Here is a 22,691-nt window from a genome sequence, read left to right on the forward strand (position 1 = left end):
GTGCGTCCATAAGGACACTCGATAAACGATCTCACAGCTCAGCAGCCAGACGGCCCTCGGCGGAGGTTTACGCATCAGGCGATCATTACATCTGTCGAGAGTGGCATGAAATACGGGCCCGACGTTGGGCTTGATACCCTGAAGGCGCATGTGGTGGGATATCTGCAAGAAAGCGTGCCGGACGCCCTGACGGCTCTGACGCCGGGTGACGGTGTGCTGGATCGGCTGATTGAGCGGTATTCGCTCGAGGCGCTGGCGAAGCTGGGCGAGCCGTCTCTGCCCACTCGATAATTGAGTGCGGCATCATGTATCGAATCCACCAGTTCGATTGGCGGTGAGGCGTGATTAATTATCTACTCGTCGCGATTACCGCTTTTAACTTTTTTTGTGGTTTCGCTCAGGGGGGTGAGGAGAAAGTTTGCTTCAAGCAGACTTTCGCCACTCTCCGGTGCCCCTCGGTTAATTCTGGGTTCCGAAACGTCGTAAATTCCGGTTGTTTCAAAAACGTTGCCAAAAACGTCAGTAAAACGATTGAAGGTCTCGAAGGTGGAACTGACTGCTTGAGCATCGCGCAAGACCGCGACCGGAATACCATTGAGACCGTCGATAAATCTATCTTCTTTGCGGAAACGAATCCCATCGCCGTTTTGTATGAAACCGTCCTTTGCAAAATGAAAATAGACAGGGTCTCTTTTAATTCCATCAATAGTAAGCGTTGCCTTTGCCCAAGCAGTCACATGTGCTGCTACAGTATTCCCGAAATTTCGAATTTCCGCATTAAAAAGTCCGGTTGTAACCGTCTCTGGACCGGAGAAATCGACCACTTCAAACTCAAAACTCTCGACATTAAAAAGGACATGTGCGCGAGTTTGCGCCTCGCCAATTACACGGGTGTCGTTGGCCATGCGTTGAGTGGCAAGCAGGGTGCGCCAGACGTAGTAGACACCAAGAGCTGTAACGAGGGCCATCAAAACAGTTACTATCAGCATCGCAAACGCCCAACGGGCCATATCCCGTTGGGCTACAAGATTGCTCTCGGAGCGCTCATGCTCATTGGTGGCTTCTACTACTCCAATCACGCATGCCGAAAAGGCGACACCATCACGCCAGCTACAGTTTCGGCGTATCTCTTTCTGGGCATGGCTGGCATAGGTGTCGGAATTGGCCTGATACTCACCTGCCTGCTCCCCTCTTAGGTATCCGGTCTTATAGACGCCCCAACCTACAAGGCCGAAAACAACTAATCCGAATACAACTGCGATGATCCGACTTTGCATAGGTATTGCAACATAAACGCCGCTGAAAACTTCCCATGGGATAGCGGTTTGCGGACGTTCACCTCTTTCTCACTGATTCCAATATTGGCCAGCCTTTCGATTAGCTGGGCGTATGTCACGCTTTTTCGCCTAAATTTGGCTTTCAAGAGGTTCGCGCCTATTTCCGCGCATTGCGGGATACCTTGATCAAGACACTGAACCTGCTAACTGATGCAGCATGTCAAAGCTGCCCGCTGACCCACTATTCCCGCAGGGCTGCACCCACATCAAGGTGCGGTGCTGGTCTTGCGATCATGAAATAGAGTTCAGGCCTGAGCAGCTACCTGCGGGGATCTCCGTCCATGATTTCGAGAGCCGGGCGAAGTGTCGATGCGGAATGACTTGGCCACATGTCACGCAGTTGCCGAAGGTGCGGCGGAGCTGGTAATCTAGTAATCGGCGTTTCCAAAATGGTTTGTAAGTGATTGATAGTTCGTGAGCCGCCTGTGCGCCTGTTTCCAAGCCAACCACTTGAAATCAATCAATAGGCGTGGAACAGCTGGGTTTACCACCTAACACGCACATCCCGACCGATTCAAAGGCTCAATTCCAGGTCGATCGTGTCGATTGGCCGTGTGACAGGTGCCTTACAAGCCATTGAAATCATATGCGACACATTTCTAATTTCGTGTGACACATGATCGTTGAAAACATTGAATAAAAGCGGAGTTTTGGTAGGCCCGGCAGGACTTGAACCCGCAACCAAAGCGTTATGAGCGCTCTGCTCTAACCAATTGAGCTACAGGCCCGCCTGCGCGGTTTGGTAAGCGGGCGGGCGCGGCGCGTCAAGGGATAGAAACGCGCAGATGTGGCTTAGGTGCATTGCACGCCTGCGCAACCTGCTATAACCCACTTTCGCAAAGGGAACAGGCAGCGGGATGCGTCATGACCAACTCCAAGAACTCGATCACCTATGCAGACGCTGGTGTGGATATTGATGCAGGCAACGCGCTGGTAGAACGTATCAAACCGGCGGCCAAACGGACAAAGCGTCCGGGCGTGATGTCGGGGCTTGGCGGTTTCGGCGCGCTGTTCGACCTCAAGGGGGCGGGCTATACCGACCCGATCCTCGTCGCTGCCACGGACGGTGTGGGCACCAAGCTGCGGATCGCGATTGATACCGGCAACGTCGATGGCGTGGGGGTCGATCTGGTCGCCATGTGCGTCAACGATCTGGTCTGCCAAGGGGCGGAGCCATTGTTTTTCCTCGATTATTTCGCCACCGGCAAGCTTGAGACCGAACAGGCCGCGCGGATCATCGAAGGCATCGCCAAAGGCTGCGAAGGCTCTGGCTGCGCGTTGATCGGGGGCGAGACGGCAGAGATGCCTGGCATGTATTCCGAAGGTGATTTTGACCTTGCGGGCTTCTCTGTGGGCGCGATGGAACGCGGTGCGGACTTGCCCCGTGATGTGGTGGCGGGGGATGTGCTGCTGGGGCTTGCCTCGGACGGGGTGCATTCGAACGGCTATTCTCTGGTGCGTAAACTGGTCGAGATCTCTGGCCTTGGCTGGGATGCGGATTGCCCCTGGGCAGACGGAACATTGGGCGAGGTGCTGCTGACGCCGACGCGGCTTTATGTGAAACCCGCGTTGCAGGCCGTGCGGGCAGGGGGCGTACATGCGCTGGCCCATATCACCGGCGGCGGTCTGACGGAAAACCTGCCCCGCGTTCTGCCCGATGATCTGGGCGCGCAGATTGATCTGGACAGCTGGGAGCTGCCCGGCGTGTTCAAATGGATGGCCGATGTGGGCGCGATCTCGGAAACCGAGATGCTCAAGACCTTTAACTGCGGCGTGGGTATGATCCTTGTGGTCAAGGCGGATGAGGCCGAGGCGCTGACCAAACTGCTACGGCAGGCGGGCGAAACGGTCTATCCGATGGGCAATGTCACCGAGACCACGGGCGTTGCCTATAGCGGCAGCCTGCTGTGACCAAACGGGTTGCGATTTTCCTTTCGGGTGGCGGGTCGAACATGCGGGCGCTGGTCGAAGACATGACCGGCGACCATCCCGCGCGGCCCTGTGTGGTGGTGTCGAATGTTGCGGACGCGGGCGGGATTGCCTGGGCCAAAGACCGCGGCATCCCGACCGAAGTCGTGGATCATAAGCCCTTTGCAGGGGATCGCGCTGCCTTTGAGAACGAATTGACCGCGCGGCTGATGCCCCATGCGCCCGACATCATCTGTCTGGCCGGTTTCATGCGCAAACTGACCGGTGGCTTTACCGATGCTTGGGCGGGGCGGATGATCAATATCCACCCGTCTTTGCTGCCGCGCTATAAGGGGCTGCACACCCATGCCCGCGCGCTTGAGGCCGGCGATATCCAACATGGCTGCACCGTGCACGAGGTCACGGCAGCGCTGGATGACGGGCCGATTTTGGGGCAGGCGACCATTCCCGTCATGGCCGGCGACACGCCAGAGGATCTGGCGGCGCGGGTTCTGGTGCAGGAACATCGTCTTTACCCTGCGGTGCTGCGGCGGTTTGCCAGCGGCAACCGTGATCTTTTAATGCTGGAAAGCTGACCGCGCGGCCTATTGCGCTGAAACCATGCGCTTTTCCATTGCCTGAATGGCTTCCTCTGTCCAAAGTAGCGCTATGAAAACAATCACCACCACCGCCGAGCTTGAAGCCTACTGCACAGAGGCCGCCAAGCATGATTACGTGACCGTCGATACCGAGTTTCTGCGCGAACGGACCTATTATTCCAAGCTCTGTCTGATCCAGTTGGCGATGCCCGGAACCGACGATAGCAATGCCGTTCTGGTGGACCCGCTGAGCGAGGGGCTGTCGCTTGACCCGCTGTACACGCTGTTCCGTGATACGTCGGTGGTCAAAGTCTTCCACGCCGCGCGGCAGGATCTAGAGATTTTCTATGTCGATGCGGGCGTCTTTCCCGAACCCTTGTTCGACACACAGGTCGCGGCGATGGTCTGTGGCTTTGGCGAACAGGTGGGATATGAAACTCTGGTGCGCAAGATCGCCCANCAACCNCTTGATAAGACGTCCCGTTTTACCGANTGGTCNCGCCGCCCNCTGAGNGATGCGCAGGCGAAATACGCGCTGGCCGATGTCACGCACCTGCGCCAGATCTACGAATTCCTTGCGCGTAAGCTTGAACAGACGGGCCGCGCCCGCTGGGTTCAGGAAGAGCTTGAGATCCTGACCAGCCCTGACACCTATGTCACCCCGCCACGCGAGGCATGGCGTCGGGTCAAGACGCGCACGAATTCGCCAAAGTTTCTGGCGCTTGTGCGCGAACTGGCCGCGTTCCGTGAGGAGTACGCCCAGACCCGCAACATCCCGCGCAGCCGCGTCTATAAGGATGACGCGATGGTAGANCTGGCCAGNAACAAGCCGAAAAACCACGAGGAACTGGGCCGCGCCCGTCTGCTTCTGCGCGAGGCCCGCAAGGGCGANATCGCGGATGGTATCCTCAAGGCGGTGGCCGCTGGNNTGAATTGCCCGCCCGGCGATATGCCGCAGCCCGATCGCAGCCGCGACAAGCTTCAGGTCAATCCGGCGCTGTCCGATCTGCTGCGTGTCTTGCTAAAGGCCAAGTCCGAAAGCGCAGGCGTTGCGGCCAAGCTGATCGCCCCCGCTGCGGACCTTGACGGGATCGCCGCAGGGCTGCGTGATGTGGCNGCACTNAAAGGGTGGCGACGCGAGGTATTCGGGGAAGATGCGCTGCGACTGTGCAACGGCGAGATCGCTTTGACCGCGGTCGGNTCCGATCTGAAAGTGGTTGAGCTTTAACGCTCAACCNTTTGGTTTTTATTGATTTTTGNTGGNGTTAGCGGCGCGATGTCATCGCGTTGCGCAGCCCTTCGACGCGGATGGTCGTCACGCNAGCCAGCGTCTGGTTGGTCAGCTTGCGGCCGGCCGTAACCTCGCGGGTGGGGGGCGTGCCGATGGCGGTCGCCTCGCTTGGTTCTACCCCTTCAAGACGGTAGGTCAGAACGCCGTCCACTGGCAGCTCGTCTTCGTTCGCGGGGGTCAGCTGCACCTCGTAAATGCCCTGACGATCCGCGCGACCGGTGGCGCGCACGACGGCACCGCCCGGTACTTCTTCGATCGTCAGATCAATGATCTGGTCGAAGGGGCGACCGGCATATACCACCTCTTTATTCCGCGAGGAGGAGAANANTCCGGTCCGCTGCGGGATCAAAGGGTTGGTCGAGGCTTCCTGACGGGTGATCGGTTCAGACCGCGCGGTCCCGAACCAGTTGAACGGGTTCACACGGCTGTCGCGCACGGTCGCGCAGCCTGTCAAAACAAGGGTCGATACCAGGATGGCTGAAAAGGTCTTGCGCATGGGGTCCGCCGTAGAAATTTCGGTAATATTTGACTAACCCATCCCAGACCCGTTGGGAAGGGGGTGGACCTTTGGCATCGTGCAACCTACCTGTTTGGCAAGCGAAAAGAGGGACGCACCGTGGCNACAGAGGCATTTGAAGAACTGGTCGAGGATTTCGAGTTTCTGGACGATTGGGAAGACCGNTATCGCCATGTGATCGATCTGGGCAAGGCGATGGAGCCGCTGACCGAAGAGCTGCGCGTGCCCGCAACCAAAGTAGATGGGTGCGCCAGTCAGGTCTGGTTGCATACNCAGTTCGAGGACGGCGTGCTCCATTTCGACGGGGCCAGCGATGCGATGATCGTTTCAGGCCTGATTGCNGTGCTTCAAAAACTGTATAACGGCGTGCCCGCGGCCGATGTCAGCGCCATCGATGCCCGTGCCGAGATGGGGCGCCTTGGGTTGAACGAACATCTGTCGGCGCAGCGNTCGAACGGGCTGACCGCGATGATCGAACGGATTCGCGGCGANGCTGCACAGCAGGGTTGAACGCGNGCCTGNGGGNNGTGGCGACGGCTGTGCCAGTTGAGTTTATTTGGCAAAATGAAGATCAGAGCGCCTTGAGNGTGCGCGCCAGATCACCGTAGCCGGTAAAGCGCCGTTCAAANGCNAGGCCGAGCCTATCGGCGCATGTTTTCGCCTTGNCGGTAAGCGCGGGATCATCTGTTTGCGCCTGATACACAAGCTTTTCGTAGTTCCCGAAGTACATATCGCGCAGNTCGGGGTGCCGGTCGAGCCCCATGGGTTTTATAATGAAAGCGTCGAACTGGCGGACCAGAAAATCGGTGAGATAGAAGGTGGTAATCTCGTCCTCCGAGATCTNGGAAAAGCGGTCGTTGCCNTCNAAAAAGCTATAGCAATGCGGNCCTGNGACCATCTGCACGCCAAGTTTCTNACACTCCGCCTCNAGCAATCCGCCGGTGCCGCAGTCGGCGTAGACAACGAATATNTCGTCGTATTTGTCGCGGTGTTTNTCNACGGCTGNGCGGACTTCGTCGGTGATTTTTTCTGGGTAGAGATGCAGCTTGGCGGGCAGGCAGGTCAGGTCCAGATGCGACCAGCCGTTCGCCTCNTTCAGGTCGAGAATTTCCCGCGCCAGCGCCCCGCAGGCGATCAGCAGAATNCGGCCCGTCNGCGGGGNGAGCGGCAGGCCTTTTTCTGTCAGATCACGGTCCGAGGGCGGCTTCATCTCACGCTCCGTCATGCAAAAGGCCCCTCCGGTAGGGAAGGGCCTTTGTGTTCTAGATCAACCGCTTACGNCTTGGCNGCGTTGTGTTTCCGCCCGACCCATTCCTTGGCGGTTTCNACNGCNACGGCGGCATCGCGGCAATAGGCGTCGGCACCGATGGCCTTGCCGAATTCTTCGTTCAACGGGGCCCCGCCGACCAGCACGATATAGTCATCGCGGATGCCCTGTTCGACCATCGTGTCGATCACGACTTTCATATAGGGCATGGTNGTGGTNAGCAGCGCGGACATGCCAAGGATGTCCGGCCCTTCGGTCTCCATCGCTTCAAGATAGGCTTCGACCGAATTGTTGATGCCAAGATCGACAACCTCGAAGCCCGCGCCTTCCATCATCATCGACACAAGGTTCTTGCCGATGTCATGGATGTCGCCCTTGACCGTGCCGATTACCATCTTGCCCACGCGCGGTGCGCCGGTTTCGGCCAGCAGCGGCTTTAGGATCGCCATGCCGCCTTTCATCGCGTTCGCAGCCAGAAGCACTTCGGGGACAAAGAGGATACCGTCGCGGAAGTCGGCCCCGACGATGGTCATGCCACCGACAAGCGCCTTGGTCAGAATATCATAGGGTGCCCAATCGCGTTCGATCAGGATATTGACCCCTTCTTCNATCTCTTCGCGCAGACCGTCATAGAGATCATCAAACATCTGCTGAACAAGTTCTTCGTCGTCCAGATCGGCAAGGATAATTTCGTCTTCATCCGACATAGTCGTTCCTCATCGGTTAACTCACCCGCGCGGGCTTGTGCCTTTTTGTCACATACGCGCCGAAAGCTTCGTGCTTTTTGCGACAAACCCGGCACCGCGTGCGACGCTTTGGTTGTTGGGAAATTACGCTCAATCGTACTGTAAAACAATGGCTTGGGCCAATATACTTGACCATGTTCCCAATTTGTTCGAAAAGATTTGAATGGATCAGGCACAGCGCAAATACAGACTGCCCGGACGGGGCACATCCAGCAACCGCCCGGGCCGGTTCGAGCCGCTGACCGTCAGCGCTGTGGCCGATGGATGGGCGGGCGATGATGACCCTTTGCCGGTCTTGCGCACCCAGGTGAGCGTTGAAATTCCGCGCTCCGTGATCAGCTACAACCAGTCGCCGGACCTGCCGTTCGACCGGTCGATCAACCCGTATCGCGGGTGCGAACACGGCTGTGTCTATTGTTTCGCGCGGCCAAGCCATGCCTATCTGGGGTTGTCGCCGGGCCTGGATTTCGAGACGCGGCTGATCGCACGGCTCGAGGCACCCGAGGTGTTGAAACGAGAGTTGGCGGCGAAGAAATACCAGATCGCCCCCATTGCGATTGGCACGAACACCGATCCCTATCAGCCGATCGAGAAAGAGCATCGGATCATGCGCGCGCTGCTAGAGGTGCTGTCAGACGCGAACCATCCCGTTGCCATTGTGACCAAGGGCAGTCTGATCGAGCGGGATATTGATATTTTGTCGGATATGGCGGCGCGCGGGCTGTGCCGCGTGGGCGTGTCGGTGACGACGTTGGATGCGAAGCTTTCGCGGTTGATGGAGCCGCGGGTGCCTGCCCCGAAACGCCGGTTGCAGGTGATCGAACGATTGGCAGAGGCAGGCATTCCGGTGCGGGTGATGGCGTCCCCCATGGTGCCGGCGCTGACCGATCCCGAGCTTGAGGCGATTTTGGAAGCGGGGCGCGATGCGGGGGCCGTCGCGGCCAGTTGGATCATGCTGCGCTTGCCGCGCGAGGTGTCGCCCTTGATGCAGGAATGGTTGACGGCGCATTACCCTGACCGCGCGGGTCGCATCATGGCGCGGCTGCGCGAGATGCACGGAGGCAAGGAATATGACGCAAATTGGCACCGACGGATGCGCGGCGAAGGCCCCTATGCCGAGATGATTGCGCAGCGGTTTACTTTGGCGGTCAAGCGGTTGGGGCTGGATACGCTCCTGCCGCCAATGCGCTGCGATCTGTTCCGCCCGCCCAAACGGGCGAGCGCGCAGTTGGATTTGTTCGGGGATTAACCCCGGCGGCGGCCACGGCGTGGTGCGCGGGTGGGGCCTTCGCCATCGGTGCCATCGCTGGCCGACGAGAACGGACCAAGGGCCTCGACAATCTGTTCCAGCGTCGGGGCGTCACCCTTGGGCCGGCTGTCGAGAGCGGCGCGCATATGCACCAGATGTTCAGGCATGGTGCCACAGCAGCCGCCAATGATCGACGCGCCGCAGTTGCGGGCCATCTCGGCGTAATCGGCCATCAGTTCGGGCGTGCCGTCATAGTGGATGTGGCCTTCGACGTATTTCGGAATGCCCGCGTTGCCCTTGGACACAATCGGCGTCGGCATGCCTTTGGAGGCGAACCCCAGCACCGTGCGCAAGACATCCGACGCGCCGGTGCCGCAGTTGGCCCCATAGGCCAGCGGGCCATAATCGAGGTCATGCACCATGTCGACCATCGCCTCGGATGTCATGCCCATCATGGTGCGGCCTGCGGTGTCAAAGCTCATCGTGCCGACCCAGTCGAGCCCTGCCAGCTTGAAGCCTTCGGCGGCGGCGCGGTATTCCTCGGGGGCGCTGATCGTCTCCAGCCAGCCCACATCGGCACCACCGGCTTTCAGCCCGTCCGCGGTTTCGTGGAACATCTCGACCGCCAGCGCGTGGGTGAGGGGGCCGACCGGCTCCATGATCTCGCCCGTTGGGCCGACGGAGCCTGCAACGATGACCTTGCGACCGGCCTTATCCGCGACCTCGCGCGCAAGCTCGGCGGACACGCGGCTGAGCTCGTGGGCGCGTTTTTCGGCATTATGTAGTTTCAGACGCGAGGCATTCGCGCCGAAAGAGTTGGTCAGGAAGATATCGCTGCCCGACTGCACCGCACCCTGATACAGCTTGATGATGTTTTGCGGCTGTTCGGTGTTCCACATCTCTGGCGCGTCACCGGACATCAGGCCCATGTTGAACAGGTTCGTGCCAGTGGCACCATCGGCCAGCAGCGTGCCTTTTTCAGCCAGAAGATCGGTGAGGGGGTTGGACATCAAAACGCTCCGCTAAATGGGTGATTTTGCCGTTTCCCACAACGCCCCTGTTGACGCAACTTCATTATTCTCATGATCGTCATGAGCCGCCGCCATGGTTTCTGCGTGCATGAGCGCCATGAGGGCAGGGCGCGCGCTTGCGTGGCAGGGGCGCTTGGACTATGTGACAGGCTAGAAATGGCTGATGGGTATTCCAACCGGCCTGTTGTCTGGAAGGGATGTGCATGGCCCGTCGCACGAAAATCTATGAAGGTACGGCGAAGATCCTGTATGAAGGACCGGAACCGGGGACCATTGTCCAGCACTTCAAAGACGACACAACCGCCTTTAACGCCGAGAAAAAAGCGGTGATCGAAGGCAAGGGCGTGCTGAACAACCGCCTGTCCGAATTCTTCATGACCGGCCTGAACAACATCGGCGTGCCGACGCATTTCATCAAACGTCTGAACATGCGCGAACAGTTGATCCGTCAGGCAGAGATCATCCCGCTCGAGATCGTCGTGCGCAACTATGCGGCGGGGGATCTGTCCACGCGGCTTGGCATTGACGAGGGCATGCAACTGCCGCGCCCGATTGTGGAATATCACTTCAAGAACAACGACCTTGGTGATCCGCTGGTCACCGAGGAACATATCGCCGCCTTTGGCTGGGCCGGTCAGCAGGACATGGAAGACATCCTGAGCCTGTCGCTGCGGGTCAATGATTTCATGTCCGGCGTGATGATGGCCGTGGGCATCCGGCTGGTGGACTTCAAGCTTGAGGTGGGCCGGATCTACGAGGGTGATTTCCAGCGTCTGATCGTCGCCGACGAGATCAGCCCCGACAGCTGCCGTCTGTGGGATATCGAAACCGGCCAGAAGCTGGACAAGGATGTGTTCCGCCGCGATCTGGGGTCGCTGACGGATGCCTATACCGAAGTCGCCCGACGTTTGGGGGTCATGCCCAAGACGTCGACACCGATGATGAAACCGACGTTGATCAACTAGGCTGGCGTCGCAGATGAGTTTATTTTGCAAAATGAAGATAGGGGACGCGTCATGAAAGCACGGGTGCATGTGATGTTGAAAAACGGTGTTCTGGATCCGCAGGGCGAGGCCGTGCGCCACGCGCTTGGAGCCATGGGCTTTGAAGGCGTCAATGGCGTGCGTCAGGGCAAGGTGATCGAGCTGGACCTGAATGATGGCGCAACCAAGGCCGACGTCGAGGCGATGTGTGAAAAGCTGCTCGCGAATACGGTGATTGAATCCTACACAGTGGAGATGAGCTGATGCACGCAGCGGTCATCGTTTTTCCCGGCTCTAACTGTGACCGCGATCTGGCGGTGGCATTCAAGGCGGTCGGTGCCAAAGTGTCGATGGTCTGGCACAAGGACACAAGCCTGCCCGAGGGCGTCGATATTGTGGGTGTGCCAGGCGGCTTTTCCTATGGCGACTACCTGCGCTGTGGTGCCATTGCGGCGAATTCTCCGATCTGTCGCGAAGTGGCGGCCCATGCGGAGCGTGGCGGTTATGTCATGGGGATCTGTAACGGCTTTCAGGTGCTGACCGAAACCGGTCTGCTTCCCGGTGCCCTGCTGCGCAATGCGGGGCTGAAATACATCTGTCGCACCGTACCGCTGCGCGTGGCTACGGCGGACAGCGATTATACATCGGGCTACGAGGCCGGTGCGATGATCGACATCCCGATCGCACACCACGATGGCAATTATTTCGCCGATGGCGATACGATTGCCAAACTGCATGGCGAGGATCGTGTTGCCTTTACCTATGGCGATAACCCCAATGGGTCGCAGTCGGACATCGCGGGCATCCTTTCGTCGAACCGTCGTGTGTTGGGGATGATGCCGCACCCTGAACGCGCCGCGGATGCGGGGCATGGGGGCACGGACGGGGCGGCGCTCTTCCGCGCATTGGCGGGGTCTCTGCTCACAGCGTGACTTGAGTGCACCGGTGAGGACGCGTAGATTGCCGCCATGTTTCGGTCTGCGTCCTCTAGTGAAGCCCCTTTATCTGTCAGCTGGCGCGTCCGGCTGGCGGTTGCTTTGCTTTTGGTCATTGCGGTGGCCACGATTTCGGTCACCAACAAGCTGCTGACGGATCGCTTTACCGAAAGCACACGTAACCGGGCCGAGCTTCGGATCGCGCTCTACAGCGGCAACCTGCTGGCCGAGCTGCGCCAGAACGCGATTGTGCCACAGCTTTTGTCGCGCGATCCCGCCTTGATCGAGGCGCTGACCCGATCTGATTATTCTCTGTCGACCCAGCGATTGATCTCATTTGTAGAGGAGATCGGCGCGGCGTCCTTGATGCTTTATGATATCGACGGGCGCACGGTGGCTGCAACCGACCGCAACCGTTTGGGGGCCTCGCACCGGCAAGAGGCGTATTTTGTTGATGCGTTGCGATCGAATTCGACCGTGTTCAGCGTTATTCCCCGCGATACCGGCGGCTACCGGTTCTTCTATTCGCGGCGTATTCAGGAAGGCGGCACCAACCTTGGGGTGATCGCGGCCGAGGTGGATCTGCAACGGTTTGAACGGGCCTGGGCCGGTATCTCGGATGCGGTGATTGTCACCGACAGCACGGGTGACATCATCATGGCGACCGAACCGCGCTGGCGCGGTCTGACGGAAAGCGAGGCTTTGTCGAACCAGACCCCGCAAAGCGCCATCGAGCGCGCGATCAAGGCCACCGCGGATTGGACCGCATTGCCTGCCGATGCCTATCTGCAGGGCGAGGCGGTGATGCGTCTGTCGTCACGGATACCGTTTCGGGGCTGGCGGATCACGAGCTATACCACCTATGCCTCGGTCCGCGAGAAGGTGAACGGGGTACTTGCGCTTGAGGTGATGGGCTTTGCGATCCTGCTGGCGCTGACGTTTTATGCTCTCAGCCGTCGGACGGCGGGGCGCGCGGCGTTGTTTCAGCGTGAATCCGCCGAACTCCGCGCGCTGAACGCCGCCCTTCAGCGCGAGGTAGCGGAACGCAAACGGGTGCAGCAGACCTTGGCCGTGGCCGAGCAGACGTTGGAACAATCCAGCAAGCTCGCCGCCTTGGGCGAAATGTCCGCCGCCGTCAGCCACGAGCTGAACCAGCCGCTGGCCGCGATGAAAACCTATCTGGCGGGCGCGCGCCTGTTGATGCAGCGCAACCGGCTGGAGGAAGCGCTGGCGTCATTCGGGCGTATCGACGATCTGATCGAACGCATGGGGGCCATTACGCGGCAGCTGAAAAGCTATGCACGCAAGGGCCAGCAGCAGTTTTCGCCCTTTGATATGGGGGAGGCGCTTGCCTCTGCCTTGTCAATGATGGAGCCGCAGCTACGTCAGCGTCAGGTGCAGATCAACCGTATCCTGCCCGCAGCGCCTGTTCAGGTGATGGGGGACCGCATGCGGATCGAACAAGTATTGGTCAATCTCTTGCGCAACGCATTGGATGCCACCAAATCGGAACGTAACCCGACGGTAGAGATTATACTATCAGCGGGTGAGACGGCGACGCTTACCGTGCGCGATAATGGCCCCGGGATCGAAGATCTCGATAGCCTGTTCGAGCCGTTTTACACGACCAAGCAGCCCGGCGATGGTGTCGGGCTGGGGCTTGCGATCTCGTCGGGTATTGTATCCGATCTGGGGGGCAGGCTGACAGCCCGCAACGGCCAACATGGCGGTGCGGTTTTTGAAATGCAGCTGCCCATTATGGACAGCACAGAGAAGACACAGGCGGCAGAGTAAACCAATGGCTCAGGCAATGAAAATCGCGATCGTTGATGATGAACAAGACATGCGTCAGTCGATCAGCCAGTGGCTGGCGCTTTCGGGCTATGACACAGAGACGTTCGGCAGCGCCGAGGATGCGTTGAAAACACTGGGGCCGGATTACCCCGGTATCGTGATCTCCGACATCAAGATGCCCGGTATGGGCGGCATGCAGTTCCTGAAAAAGCTGATGGGGACCGACAGCGCGCTGCCTGTGATCATGATCACCGGCCATGGCGATGTGCCCATGGCGGTCGAGGCGATGCGCGTCGGCGCGTTCGACTTCCTTGAAAAGCCCTTTAACCCCGACCGGATGAGCGAACTGGCCAAGAAGGCCACCAACGCGCGCCGTCTGGTCATGGACAATCGCGCCCTGCGTCGTGAACTGTCTGACGGCAGCCAGTTGATGAAAAAGCTTATCGGCGGCTCGCCCGTGATGGAGCGGCTGCGCGAGGATATTCTGGANCTTGGTCANGCCGACGGTCANGTGCTGATCGATGGTGAAACCGGTACGGGCAAGACACTGGTGGCGCATGCGCTGCATGCTGTGGGATCGCGCGCGGGCAAGAAATTCGTGCTGGTCAGCTGCGGCGCGCTAGAGGAAGACGCGCTGAGCAAGCGTTTGTTTGGTCCGATGATGCCTGAAGACGCCCAGCTTCCCGCGATCGAGGAGGCCCGNGGNGGCACNTTGGTGCTGGAAGGTGTTGAATCGCTCAGCGAGACGCTGCAAGCCCGTCTTCTGAGTGCGATCAACGACCAAGGCACGCCTGCGGAAACGCGGATCGTTGCGATTTCGAACCTGCAAGAAGCGGGGCGCACCTCCGAAGATGCGCTGCGTTCTGACCTTTTCTATCGTCTGGCCGCCCTGCGCATCACNGTGCCGCCGCTGCGCCAACGGGGCGAGGATATTCTGACGTTGTTCACACGTTTGTCNGAAGAATTCGCGGATGAATATGGCTGCGAGACTCCGCAGGTTTCCGCGCAAGAGGCCGCGCAACTGTTGCAAGCGCCTTGGCCCGGGAACGTGCGCCAGTTGATCAATGTGGCAGAACGCGCTGTTTTGCAGTCGCGTCGCGGGTCCGGTTCTATCGCATCACTGCTGATGTCGGACCACGAAGAGATGCAGCCGGTGATGACCACCGACGGCAAGCCCTTGAAGGAATACGTAGAAGCCTTCGAACGTATGCTGATCGACAATACCATGCGCCGGCACAAAGGGTCTATCGCCAGTGTGATGGAGGAACTGTGCCTGCCGCGCCGGACGCTGAACGAGAAGATGGCGAAATACGGTTTGCAGCGTTCGGATTACCTCTGAGCGCCGCATTTTGCAGACAGGCTCAGCCGAGCCGCGTCTCGATCANCTCGCGTGCTGCACCGGTCTCATCGGTGTAGCAGGTCCACGACGGNCCGCCGGGGATATCGACAATATGCTGGCCNGTCTCGACGATAGGGATGGTCGTGTTGAGCGTACCGCCCGATTTGCCGGTGTGCTTTTCCACGGCACGGATGCAACTGCGCTTGGACGGGCCCTCGGGGTCGCTGCCGCCGGTCGTGCTCATGTCTTCGCAGGCGGCAAGCGCCAGAAACGGCAGGCACAGGGCTGCGCGCAGGGAAATATGCATTCGTATCATCCTTATCTGNCTTATTTTTGTGCATCCCGTCATAGGGGTGCGGCACGGGCATAAACCCGCTGGCAAAGCTTTTCCCATAGCACCGACGCTTGTCAAGCAAGGCGGCGGGGGGCGTGATACCGCTATCGGCCCCCGTATCTGTAAAGCCGCTAAACGCGATTTCCCATTGTCATTTGGTGCCTTCTGCCGTTAATTGTAGATAGGNCTGTTTGCCTCTTTGGATGGCAAACCAGACCCCAGACAGTTTCGATGCCTCGGTTCCCCGGCATGTGGTGACCAGGCAGACCGATTAGGCCCTTAAAAAAGGCTCAAGAACCGCTGACGATTGCGCCGTGCCTTTGGCCGGACAACCGCAGTAAATTAATGGATATGGGGGCGCGGTACGCACCACCCATGTCGGAGAAGAACCGCGATGACGCGCGCAGACGCCAAGAGCAGACAGACAGGCGGCCTTTTGGGCCCTGTTTTAGCCGCGTCACCCATCGCCCTGACAAGACATACCCTGCCTCGCAGCGCCCCACCGGGGCTGCTGTTTGCGCAGCTGTGCAAAATGGATTTATGCCTAAGAAAATGCTTATCGATGCCACCCACGCTGAGGAAACTCGCGTTGTTGTGGTTGANGGAAACAAGGTCGAAGAATTTGACTTTGAATCAGAGAATAAACGCCAGCTAGCTGGCAATATCTACCTCGCGAAAGTCACGCGGGTNGAACCTTCGTTGCAGGCCGCGTTTGTGGATTATGGCGGCAACCGTCATGGTTTCCTCGCCTTTTCGGAAATTCACCCCGATTACTACCAGATCCCCGTCGCCGACCGTCTGGCGCTGATGGAGGAAGAGCGTGCCTATGCCGAAGCGCAGGCCGCCAAGGAAGACGAAGACGAAAAACCCAAACGCCGGACACGCTCGCGCAGCCGCAGCAAGTCNAAGGCCGAAGACACCGTGTCCGATGACGCGACGGTCAGNAAAGACGCCGATGCCACCGACAGCGANCAGATCAACGGCATGCAGACCGTCGATCTGGACGATGAAGAAGGCTCCTCTCCGATGGAGCGGGTTGCCGAAACGCCTGTCGAAGAGCCAGACGGTGATGACAGCAAGGCAGAAGGTGACACGCCCAAGGCCGCCAAAGCAGATGCGAAAGACGCCGCAAAACCTGGTGCCGATGATCAGGACGACAGCGACGACGCGGATGACAGCGANGATAGCCCCAAGGCTAAAGATGCGTCCTCCAAGGATGACAGCATCGAATCCGTGGCGGANGACGATGATCACGANGATCTGCGCACCGCGCGCAAGCCACGGCCCAAGCGCTATAAAATCCAGGAAGNCGTCAAGGTGCGNCAGATCCTGNTGGTGCAGGTCGTTAAAGAGGAACGTGGCAACAAGGGTGCCGCGCTGACAACCTATCTGTCGCTGGCTGGNCGNTATTGCGTGCTCATGCCCAACACCGCGCGTGGGGGCGGCATCAGCCGCAAGATCACCAACGCCGCNGACCGCAAGAAGCTGAAAGAGATCGCAAACGAAATTCAGGTNCCAAAAGGTGCCGGTCTGATCGTGCGCACCGCCGGTGCACAACGCACCAAGGCCGAGATCAAGCGCGACTANGAATACNTGCAACGCCTGTGGGAACAGATNCGCGAGCTGACGCTGAAATCCATCGCGCCNGCCAAGATCTATGAAGAAGGCGACCTGATCAAACGCTCGATCCGCGACCTTTATAACCGCGAGATTGACGAGGTGTTTGTCGAAGGTGAACGCGGGTACCGCATCGCCAAGGACTTCATGAANATGATCATGCCGTCCCACGCCAAGAACGTGAAGCTNTATAGCGAAACGCTGCCCTTGTTCGCGCGCTATCAGGTCGAAAGCTACCTNTCGGGCATGTTCAACCCCACGGTNCAGCTNCCTTCGGGCGGGTATATCGTGATCGGTGTGACCGAAGCGCTTGTCGCCATCGACGTGAACTCGGGCCGGGCCACCAANGAAGGCTCCATCGAACAGACCGCGACCAAGACCAACCTGGAAGCCGCCGCCGAAGTCGCNCGNCAGNTGCGTCTGCGNGATCTGGCCGGTCTGATCGTCATCGACTTTATCGACATGGACGAGCGTCGCAATAACGCCGCCGTTGAAAAGCTGATGAAGGAAAAGCTGAAAACCGACCGTGCGCGTATTCAGGTGGGCCGNATNTCCGGCTTTGGCCTGATGGAAATGTCGCGCCAGCGTNTGCGNCCCGGNATGATCGAGGCGACGACCCAGCCGTGCCACGCCTGTCACGGCACCGGCCTGATCCGGTCGGACGACAACCTTGCGCTGTCGATCCTGCGCCAGATCGAGGAAGAGGGCACCCGCAAACGGTCGCGCGAGGTATTGATCACCGCGCCCGTCGGCATCGCCAACTTCCTGATGAACCAGAAGCGCGAACATATCGCCCATATCGAAGGCCGCTATGGCATGGCCGTGCGCATCGAAGGCGACCCCGCTTTGGTCAGCCCCGATTTCTCGCTTGAAAAGTTCAAGACCGCGACACGCGTNGTCACGCCGATCGAACATGTGGTGTCGGTTGATACCTCCATCATGGACGAGGTCGANGATCTGGATGTCGATGCGGAAGCAGATGCGGACAANGCTGACAATGAACCTACCGGCAACGGCAATGGCGGGCAGAACCAGCACAATGGCTCTGACGATGACAATGATGGCGAAGGGAAACCCAAGCGTCGTCGTCGTCGCCGGCGGCGTCGGGGTGGCAAATCCAACGGGGATGATGCCGCCAACGGTGAAAACAACGGCGATAGCAACACCAACGGTGACAACGGCGATANCGACGCGCCCGCGCAAACCGAGGCGGANACTGCGGGTTCCAAAGATGACGCGAAAACGGATGCGACTGCAGACGGCGCTTCTGATGACGCGAAACCGCAGGACAAACCCAAGCGCACCCGCAGCCGGACCCGCAGGCCCAAGGCGGATGCCGCGGCAGAAGCGACCGTAGACGCGGACGCCAAGACCTCCGAGGACGCGAAACCTGCCGACGCGGCCCCTGCCGACGCGGACGCCGCCGAAGACGCGCCCAAGCCAAAACCCAAGCGGACCCGCACGCGCAAGCCCAAGGCCGCGCCGGTTGAGGCTACCGAAGAGGGCTCGCAAGAGGCACCCAAGCCCGAGGAAACACCTGCGCCNNAAGAGCAGCCAACCCCCGAGCCCAAGCCNGAGCCAGAGGTGACACCAGACGCGCCGACGCCCGAGCCCGCAAAGGAGCCGACGCCGATCCCGACGCCGGAACCCACGCCCGCGCAGCCGTCCCAGCCCGCCGAGGTGGAGGAAACGCCGGCCCCGACCGAAGTGCCCGATAGCACCCCGACGGAAATGCCGCCCGCGCAGGAAATCCAGCCGGAGCCACCGGTCACCGAGGTACCTCAGCCCGAGGCGACCCCGCAGGCGGAGCCCGAAAAACCCGCCAAGCCCAAGCGGCGCGGCTGGTGGTCCTTGGGCGGCTAAGCAGCGCCCCTGCGCTGACATATGGAAACGCAAAAAGGCAGACCTTCGGGTCTGCCTTTTTTATCTGCGGTATCCGCGGCACGTGGGGCNGCGGGACCGTTACTTTTTGCGGATCACATAGGCCTGCGGCGTTTCGTCCATCGCGGCGCTTTCAAGGCTGTGACCNGCCTCGGCACAGAAATGCGGGATGTCGATNATCGCNGCGGGATCATCCGCATGCACGGTCAGAAGATCGCCAGAGGCCAATGATTGCAGGCGTTTACGGGCTTTGAGCACGGGCAGGGGGCACAAAAGCCCCGTCGCGTCGAGAAAGTTTTTATCTGTCATGATCCTCAGATAAGCCACATGTTTCAACGCGTCCACAACCTTGTGACGGGGATCACGCACAACAGCAGGTGACGCGCCGGACAAAGCAGATTATGGCTGATGTCATGTTTGGATTTGACCTGATCGACGCGGGACTACTGCCCGCCATACTCATCGCGCTGACCGCCGGGATCATCAGCTTCCTGAGCCCCTGCGTCCTGCCCATCGTCCCCCCGTACCTCGCCTATATGAGCGGGGTGAGCCTGAACGACATGTCATCGGTCGCCGCCGCGCGCCGCAAGGCTGTCATCGCGGCCCTGTTCTTTGTTATGGGGCTTAGTACGGTGTTCCTGATTCTGGGGTTCACGGCCTCGGTCTTCGGGGCCTTCTTCCTGCAAAATCAGGTGCTCTTCGCGCGGATGTCGGGCATCGTGGTGATCATCTTTGGTCTGCATTTTCTCGGCGTCTTCCGCATTCCTTTTCTGGATCAAGAGGCGCGTCTGGATGCGGGCGACAAGGGCGGCACGTCCTTTGGGGCCTATATCCTTGGGCTGGCCTTCGCCTTCGGCTGGACACCCTGCATCGGGCCGCAGCTTGGTGCGATCCTGTCGCTCGCGGCGTCCGAAGCCTCGGTCACGCGCGGCACGCTTTTGCTGGGGGTCTATGCGGCTGGCTTGGGTATTCCCTTCTTGCTGGCGGCGATGTTCATCACCCGCGCCACCCAGGTCATGAACCGGATCAAGCCCTATATGAAGCTGATCGAACGCGGCATGGGGATCTTGCTGGTGGTCGTCGGTCTGGCGCTGCTGACGGGGGCGTTTACGACCTTCTCTTTCTGGTTGCTGGAAACATTTCCTGCATTGGGAGCCTTGGGTTAGGCGCCTTACTCTTGCCGGAAAACCTGTTTAAGCTGCGGCGAAATACAGGGTGAACGATGGCCGAGAACATAGAGCAGACAGTCAGGACGCGACGGGTTTTCTATATCCCGGGCTACGACCCCATTCATCCGCGCCGCTACCGCGAGCTTTACCGCAAGGAAGGCAGCGCACAGGCGCAGATCTCGGACTATCAGATCGCGCTGTCGCCCAAGACGGGCGGCGGGAACTACGGCTGGAACGTCGCCGCGCATATCGATGGCGTTGATGTAGAGGCTCAGGTCGACGTGCTCGTCTGGTCCGACATCGTGCGTATCTCCATGAGCAATTCGATCCTAGCGACCTATGGGCAGTTGGTGCAGACGGCTTGGGTCTATATCGCATCGGGTGCGCTTTGGCGGTTGATGAAGCTGCGCAAGGGGCCGGTGATTGCGGCGCTTTATCCGGTGGGGATGTTGCTGCTGCAACTGTTGATCGCTGCCCTCGCGGGCAAGCTGCTTTACGCGGGGGTGACCTTCTTTGGCGGGCCTGCGTGGTTCAAGGGGATCGTCGCCGCCGCTGGCGTGGGGCTGGGCTGGCAGGTGCTGCGCTGGTTCAAGAAACACGATGGCAAGCTTTTCGCCTATTACCTGATGCATGATTACGCCTTCGGGGCCGCGACGCGCGGGGCGAACCCGCCCGCGCTTGAAACGCGCATGACCGAATTCGGGGATGCCATCGCGCAGGCGCTGAGGTCTGATGTGGACGAGGTGCTTGTCGTGGGCCATTCCTCCGGCGCGCATCTGGGGGTGTCGATCCTTGCCGATCTGATCCGCGCGGGCCGTGTTCCTGCTGACGGGCCTGCGCTGGCCTTTATGACTTTGGGGCAGGTGGTGCCGATGGTGTCTTTCCTGCGCGATGCCCACCGTCTGCGTGCTGATTTGCGCTTTCTGTCCCAATGCGAGGGTCTGACATGGGTCGATGTGACCGCCCCCGGCGACGGCTGTGCCTTTGCGCTTTGCGATCCGGTAGCGGTGTCGGGCGTTGCCCCCGAGGATAAACGCTGGCCGCTGGTGTTTTCGGCGGCTTTTACCCAATCGCTGACCCCCTCCCGCTGGAAGGAGCTGCGCTGGCGGTTTTTCCGGCTGCATTTCCAATACCTCTGCGCCTTTGATGCGCCGAAGGACTATGACTATTTCCAGATCACCGCCGGCCCGCACAGTCTGGCCGAACGCTATGCCGGACGGCCTGCATCCCGGTCGCGCATTGTCAAACCGGTGAATAAATTCACCTCTACCGCGCCATGACGCTGCCCCCCAAACCCGAGAGCCGCCCCGCGAAAGTGTCGCTTTGGCGCTATGCGCGGCTCTTTCGCCAAGACATCCTGTCGGCGCAGCCCGCACGGCTGTATCGGGCCTGGATGGCAGAGTTCAAGACGCCGTTCTTCCGCAGTTATCTGATCAACCAACCCGATCTGATCCAGACCGTGCTCAAGACGCGCCCGGACGATTATCCCAAGTCCGACCGGATCGGCGAAGGATTGCGCCCGCTGCTTGGCAATTCGGTATTCCTGACCAACGGGGCGATATGGAAACGACAGCGGCGCATCATTGACCCCGCGTTTGAAGGGGGCCGCTTGCGCGAGACCTTTCCCGCCATCTGGGACGCGGCAGAGGCAGCGGCGGCACGGCTTGCCCCTTATGATGGCGCGCCGCTAGAGGTCGAGGCGCAGACCAGCCACGCGGCGGCGGATGTGATCTTTCGCACGTTGTTTTCGATTCCCATCGAACACCATATGGCGCGCGAGGTTTTTGACGAATTCAAAACCTATCAGCGCAGCCAGCCGATCCTGAACATCGCGGCCTTTGTGCCGTTGCCCCGCTGGCTGCCACGGCTGTTCCGCCGCGACACCAAACGCAGCGCAGCCAAGATCCGGCGACTGATCACCGCACTGACGGCCGAGCGGATGGAGGCGATCAAGGCGGGCACCGCCCCCGACGATCTGGCGACCAAGATCATGACCACGTCCGACCCCGAAGACGGTTCTACCTTTACCACCGAAGAAATGGTCGATCAGGTCGCGATCTTCTTTCTTGCGGGCCACGAGACGAGCGCCTCGGCGCTGGCATGGGCGATGTATCTGGTAGCGACCCATCCCGACTGGCAGGACCGTCTGGCCGAAGAGGCACAGGCGATCGACCAGTGCGATTTTGCGGTCATGGGCAAGCTTAGGCAAAGCCGCGATGTCTTCCGCGAGGCACTGCGGCTTTATCCCCCCGTGCCGATGATGGTGCGCGAAGCAAGCTGCCCCGCGACGTTCCGCGACCGGACCGTCGCGCGTGGTGCACAGGTGGTGATCAGCCCGTGGCATCTGCATCGTCACGAACGACTGTGGGACAACCCCGACGGGTTTGATCCGGCGCGTTGGCACAGCGAGAACGGCAAGAAATGCCAGCGCGAGGCCTATCTGCCGTTCAGTGCTGGCGCGCGGGTCTGCCCGGGGGCGGGCTTTGCCATGGTCGAAGGCCCGTTGATCCTGTCGCGTATCCTGCGCGATTACCGCATAGAGGTTGTCGGCGAAAAGCCACCTGTTCCCGTGGCACATCTGACAGTTCGTTCAAAAGACGGCATTTTGCTGCGCTTTGTCCGGCGCTAACGATATATCATCGCGGGAATAGATGCGTTAAACGAACATTCGACGGAATCAATAAGGGCCAGGAT

General features: G+C 59.8%; 21 protein-coding genes and 1 tRNA gene. 15 read left to right on the forward strand and 7 right to left on the reverse strand.

The genetic code is table 11. The features are described 5' to 3' along the window. Window positions 1-105 precede the first annotated feature (105 nt). Complete coding sequence (locus CBB63_RS13620; RefSeq protein ID WP_286699537.1) at window positions 106-291, forward strand: hypothetical protein; 186 nt, start codon at window positions 106-108, stop codon at window positions 289-291. Between the two features lie 62 nt (window positions 292-353). Here CBB63_RS13620 and CBB63_RS13625 read toward each other — a convergent pair whose 3' ends face one another. From CBB63_RS13625 to CBB63_RS13635, 3 genes are all read right to left on the reverse strand, one after another. Continuing rightward, window positions 354-1,277 (reverse strand): hypothetical protein, encoded by a 924-nt coding sequence (locus tag CBB63_RS13625; protein ID WP_286699538.1) that lies wholly within the window; start codon window positions 1,275-1,277, stop codon window positions 354-356. After that, window positions 1,241-1,396 carry a DUF6471 domain-containing protein gene (locus tag CBB63_RS13630; protein WP_286699539.1) on the reverse strand — a complete coding sequence of 52 codons (156 nt, stop codon included), beginning with the start codon at window positions 1,394-1,396 and terminating at the stop codon, window positions 1,241-1,243. The genes CBB63_RS13625 and CBB63_RS13630 overlap by 37 nt, the downstream gene beginning before the upstream one ends. Before the next feature lie 592 nt (window positions 1,397-1,988). Beyond that, window positions 1,989-2,065: transfer RNA gene (locus tag CBB63_RS13635), tRNA-Ile, on the reverse strand. 136 nt (window positions 2,066-2,201) lie between these two features. On the opposite strand from CBB63_RS13635, the gene purM reads away from it, so the two are divergent. From purM to CBB63_RS13660, 4 genes are all read left to right on the forward strand, one after another. Next, on the forward strand, window positions 2,202-3,248 hold the full coding sequence (gene purM, locus CBB63_RS13640; protein WP_286699540.1) for a phosphoribosylformylglycinamidine cyclo-ligase: 1,047 nt from the start codon (window positions 2,202-2,204) through the stop codon (window positions 3,246-3,248). Beyond that, a complete protein-coding gene (gene purN, locus CBB63_RS13645) occupies window positions 3,245-3,841 on the forward strand; it encodes a phosphoribosylglycinamide formyltransferase (protein WP_286699541.1) in 597 nt (198 codons plus the stop codon). The genes purM and purN overlap by 4 nt, the downstream gene beginning before the upstream one ends. 73 nt (window positions 3,842-3,914) lie before the next feature. After that, window positions 3,915-5,072, forward strand: a complete 1,158-nt coding sequence (gene rnd / locus CBB63_RS13650) for a ribonuclease D (protein WP_286699542.1) — start codon at window positions 3,915-3,917, stop codon at window positions 5,070-5,072. Between the two features lie 679 nt (window positions 5,073-5,751). Continuing rightward, window positions 5,752-6,162 (forward strand): SufE family protein, encoded by a 411-nt coding sequence (locus CBB63_RS13660; protein ID WP_286699544.1) that lies wholly within the window; start codon window positions 5,752-5,754, stop codon window positions 6,160-6,162. Between the two features lie 61 nt (window positions 6,163-6,223). Here CBB63_RS13660 and CBB63_RS13665 read toward each other — a convergent pair whose 3' ends face one another. Further along, window positions 6,224-6,862, reverse strand: a complete 639-nt coding sequence (locus CBB63_RS13665) for a DUF1638 domain-containing protein (RefSeq protein WP_286699565.1) — start codon at window positions 6,860-6,862, stop codon at window positions 6,224-6,226. Window positions 6,863-6,927: 65 nt separating this feature from the next. Beyond that, window positions 6,928-7,626 (reverse strand): cobalamin B12-binding domain-containing protein, encoded by a 699-nt coding sequence (locus CBB63_RS13670; RefSeq protein WP_286699545.1) that lies wholly within the window; start codon window positions 7,624-7,626, stop codon window positions 6,928-6,930. 202 nt (window positions 7,627-7,828) lie between these two features. Between CBB63_RS13670 and CBB63_RS13675 the strand changes: the two genes are divergently transcribed. Next, window positions 7,829-8,914 carry a PA0069 family radical SAM protein gene (locus CBB63_RS13675; protein WP_286699546.1) on the forward strand — a complete coding sequence of 362 codons (1,086 nt, stop codon included), beginning with the start codon at window positions 7,829-7,831 and terminating at the stop codon, window positions 8,912-8,914. On the opposite strand, the gene bmt is transcribed toward CBB63_RS13675, so the two are convergent. Then, the gene (gene bmt, locus CBB63_RS13680; RefSeq protein ID WP_005853702.1) at window positions 8,911-9,924 is read right to left on the reverse strand and encodes a betaine--homocysteine S-methyltransferase; all 1,014 of its coding nucleotides are present in this window, start codon (window positions 9,922-9,924) and stop codon (window positions 8,911-8,913) included. The two genes, CBB63_RS13675 and bmt, sit on opposite strands and share 4 nt — an antisense overlap. Before the next feature lie 224 nt (window positions 9,925-10,148). Between bmt and purC the strand changes: the two genes are divergently transcribed. The 6 genes from purC to CBB63_RS13715 all read left to right on the forward strand — a co-directional run bounded on the left by purC (window position 10,149) and on the right by CBB63_RS13715 (window position 18,810). Further along, a complete protein-coding gene (purC, locus tag CBB63_RS13685) occupies window positions 10,149-10,910 on the forward strand; it encodes a phosphoribosylaminoimidazolesuccinocarboxamide synthase (protein ID WP_005853701.1) in 762 nt (253 codons plus the stop codon). Between the two features lie 51 nt (window positions 10,911-10,961). Next, window positions 10,962-11,192, forward strand: coding sequence for a phosphoribosylformylglycinamidine synthase subunit PurS (gene purS, locus CBB63_RS13690; protein ID WP_009824700.1), 231 nt, complete (start codon window positions 10,962-10,964; stop codon window positions 11,190-11,192). Continuing rightward, window positions 11,192-11,860 (forward strand): phosphoribosylformylglycinamidine synthase subunit PurQ, encoded by a 669-nt coding sequence (gene purQ, locus CBB63_RS13695; protein WP_009824699.1) that lies wholly within the window; start codon window positions 11,192-11,194, stop codon window positions 11,858-11,860. Before purS ends, purQ begins: the two co-directional genes overlap by 1 nt. A 36-nt stretch (window positions 11,861-11,896) precedes the next feature. Further along, window positions 11,897-13,657, forward strand: a complete 1,761-nt coding sequence (locus tag CBB63_RS13700) for a sensor histidine kinase (RefSeq protein ID WP_037944346.1) — start codon at window positions 11,897-11,899, stop codon at window positions 13,655-13,657. A 4-nt stretch (window positions 13,658-13,661) separates the two neighbouring features. Next, complete coding sequence (locus tag CBB63_RS13705) at window positions 13,662-14,996, forward strand: sigma-54-dependent transcriptional regulator (RefSeq protein WP_286699547.1); 1,335 nt, start codon at window positions 13,662-13,664, stop codon at window positions 14,994-14,996. Window positions 14,997-15,870: 874 nt separating this feature from the next. Further along, window positions 15,871-18,810 carry an Rne/Rng family ribonuclease gene (locus tag CBB63_RS13715; protein ID WP_502695940.1) on the forward strand — a complete coding sequence of 980 codons (2,940 nt, stop codon included), beginning with the start codon at window positions 15,871-15,873 and terminating at the stop codon, window positions 18,808-18,810. A 99-nt stretch (window positions 18,811-18,909) separates the two neighbouring features. Here CBB63_RS13715 and CBB63_RS13720 read toward each other — a convergent pair whose 3' ends face one another. Next, a complete protein-coding gene (locus CBB63_RS13720) occupies window positions 18,910-19,137 on the reverse strand; it encodes a sulfurtransferase TusA family protein (protein WP_286699550.1) in 228 nt (75 codons plus the stop codon). A 104-nt stretch (window positions 19,138-19,241) separates the two neighbouring features. Between CBB63_RS13720 and CBB63_RS13725 the strand changes: the two genes are divergently transcribed. From CBB63_RS13725 to CBB63_RS13735, 3 genes are read left to right on the forward strand one after another with little or no spacing between them, the layout of a single operon-like run. Next, window positions 19,242-19,994, forward strand: coding sequence for a cytochrome c biogenesis CcdA family protein (locus tag CBB63_RS13725; protein WP_286699551.1), 753 nt, complete (start codon window positions 19,242-19,244; stop codon window positions 19,992-19,994). Between the two features lie 56 nt (window positions 19,995-20,050). Continuing rightward, window positions 20,051-21,277, forward strand: a complete 1,227-nt coding sequence (locus tag CBB63_RS13730; RefSeq protein ID WP_286699552.1) for a hypothetical protein — start codon at window positions 20,051-20,053, stop codon at window positions 21,275-21,277. Continuing rightward, on the forward strand, window positions 21,274-22,626 hold the full coding sequence (locus tag CBB63_RS13735) for a cytochrome P450 (protein ID WP_286699553.1): 1,353 nt from the start codon (window positions 21,274-21,276) through the stop codon (window positions 22,624-22,626). Before CBB63_RS13730 ends, CBB63_RS13735 begins: the two co-directional genes overlap by 4 nt. The last annotated feature ends 65 nt before the right edge of the window (window positions 22,627-22,691 follow it).

The organism is Sulfitobacter sp. TMED3 (assembly GCF_002167505.1).
Classification (GTDB): domain Bacteria; phylum Pseudomonadota; class Alphaproteobacteria; order Rhodobacterales; family Rhodobacteraceae; genus Sulfitobacter; species Sulfitobacter pontiacus.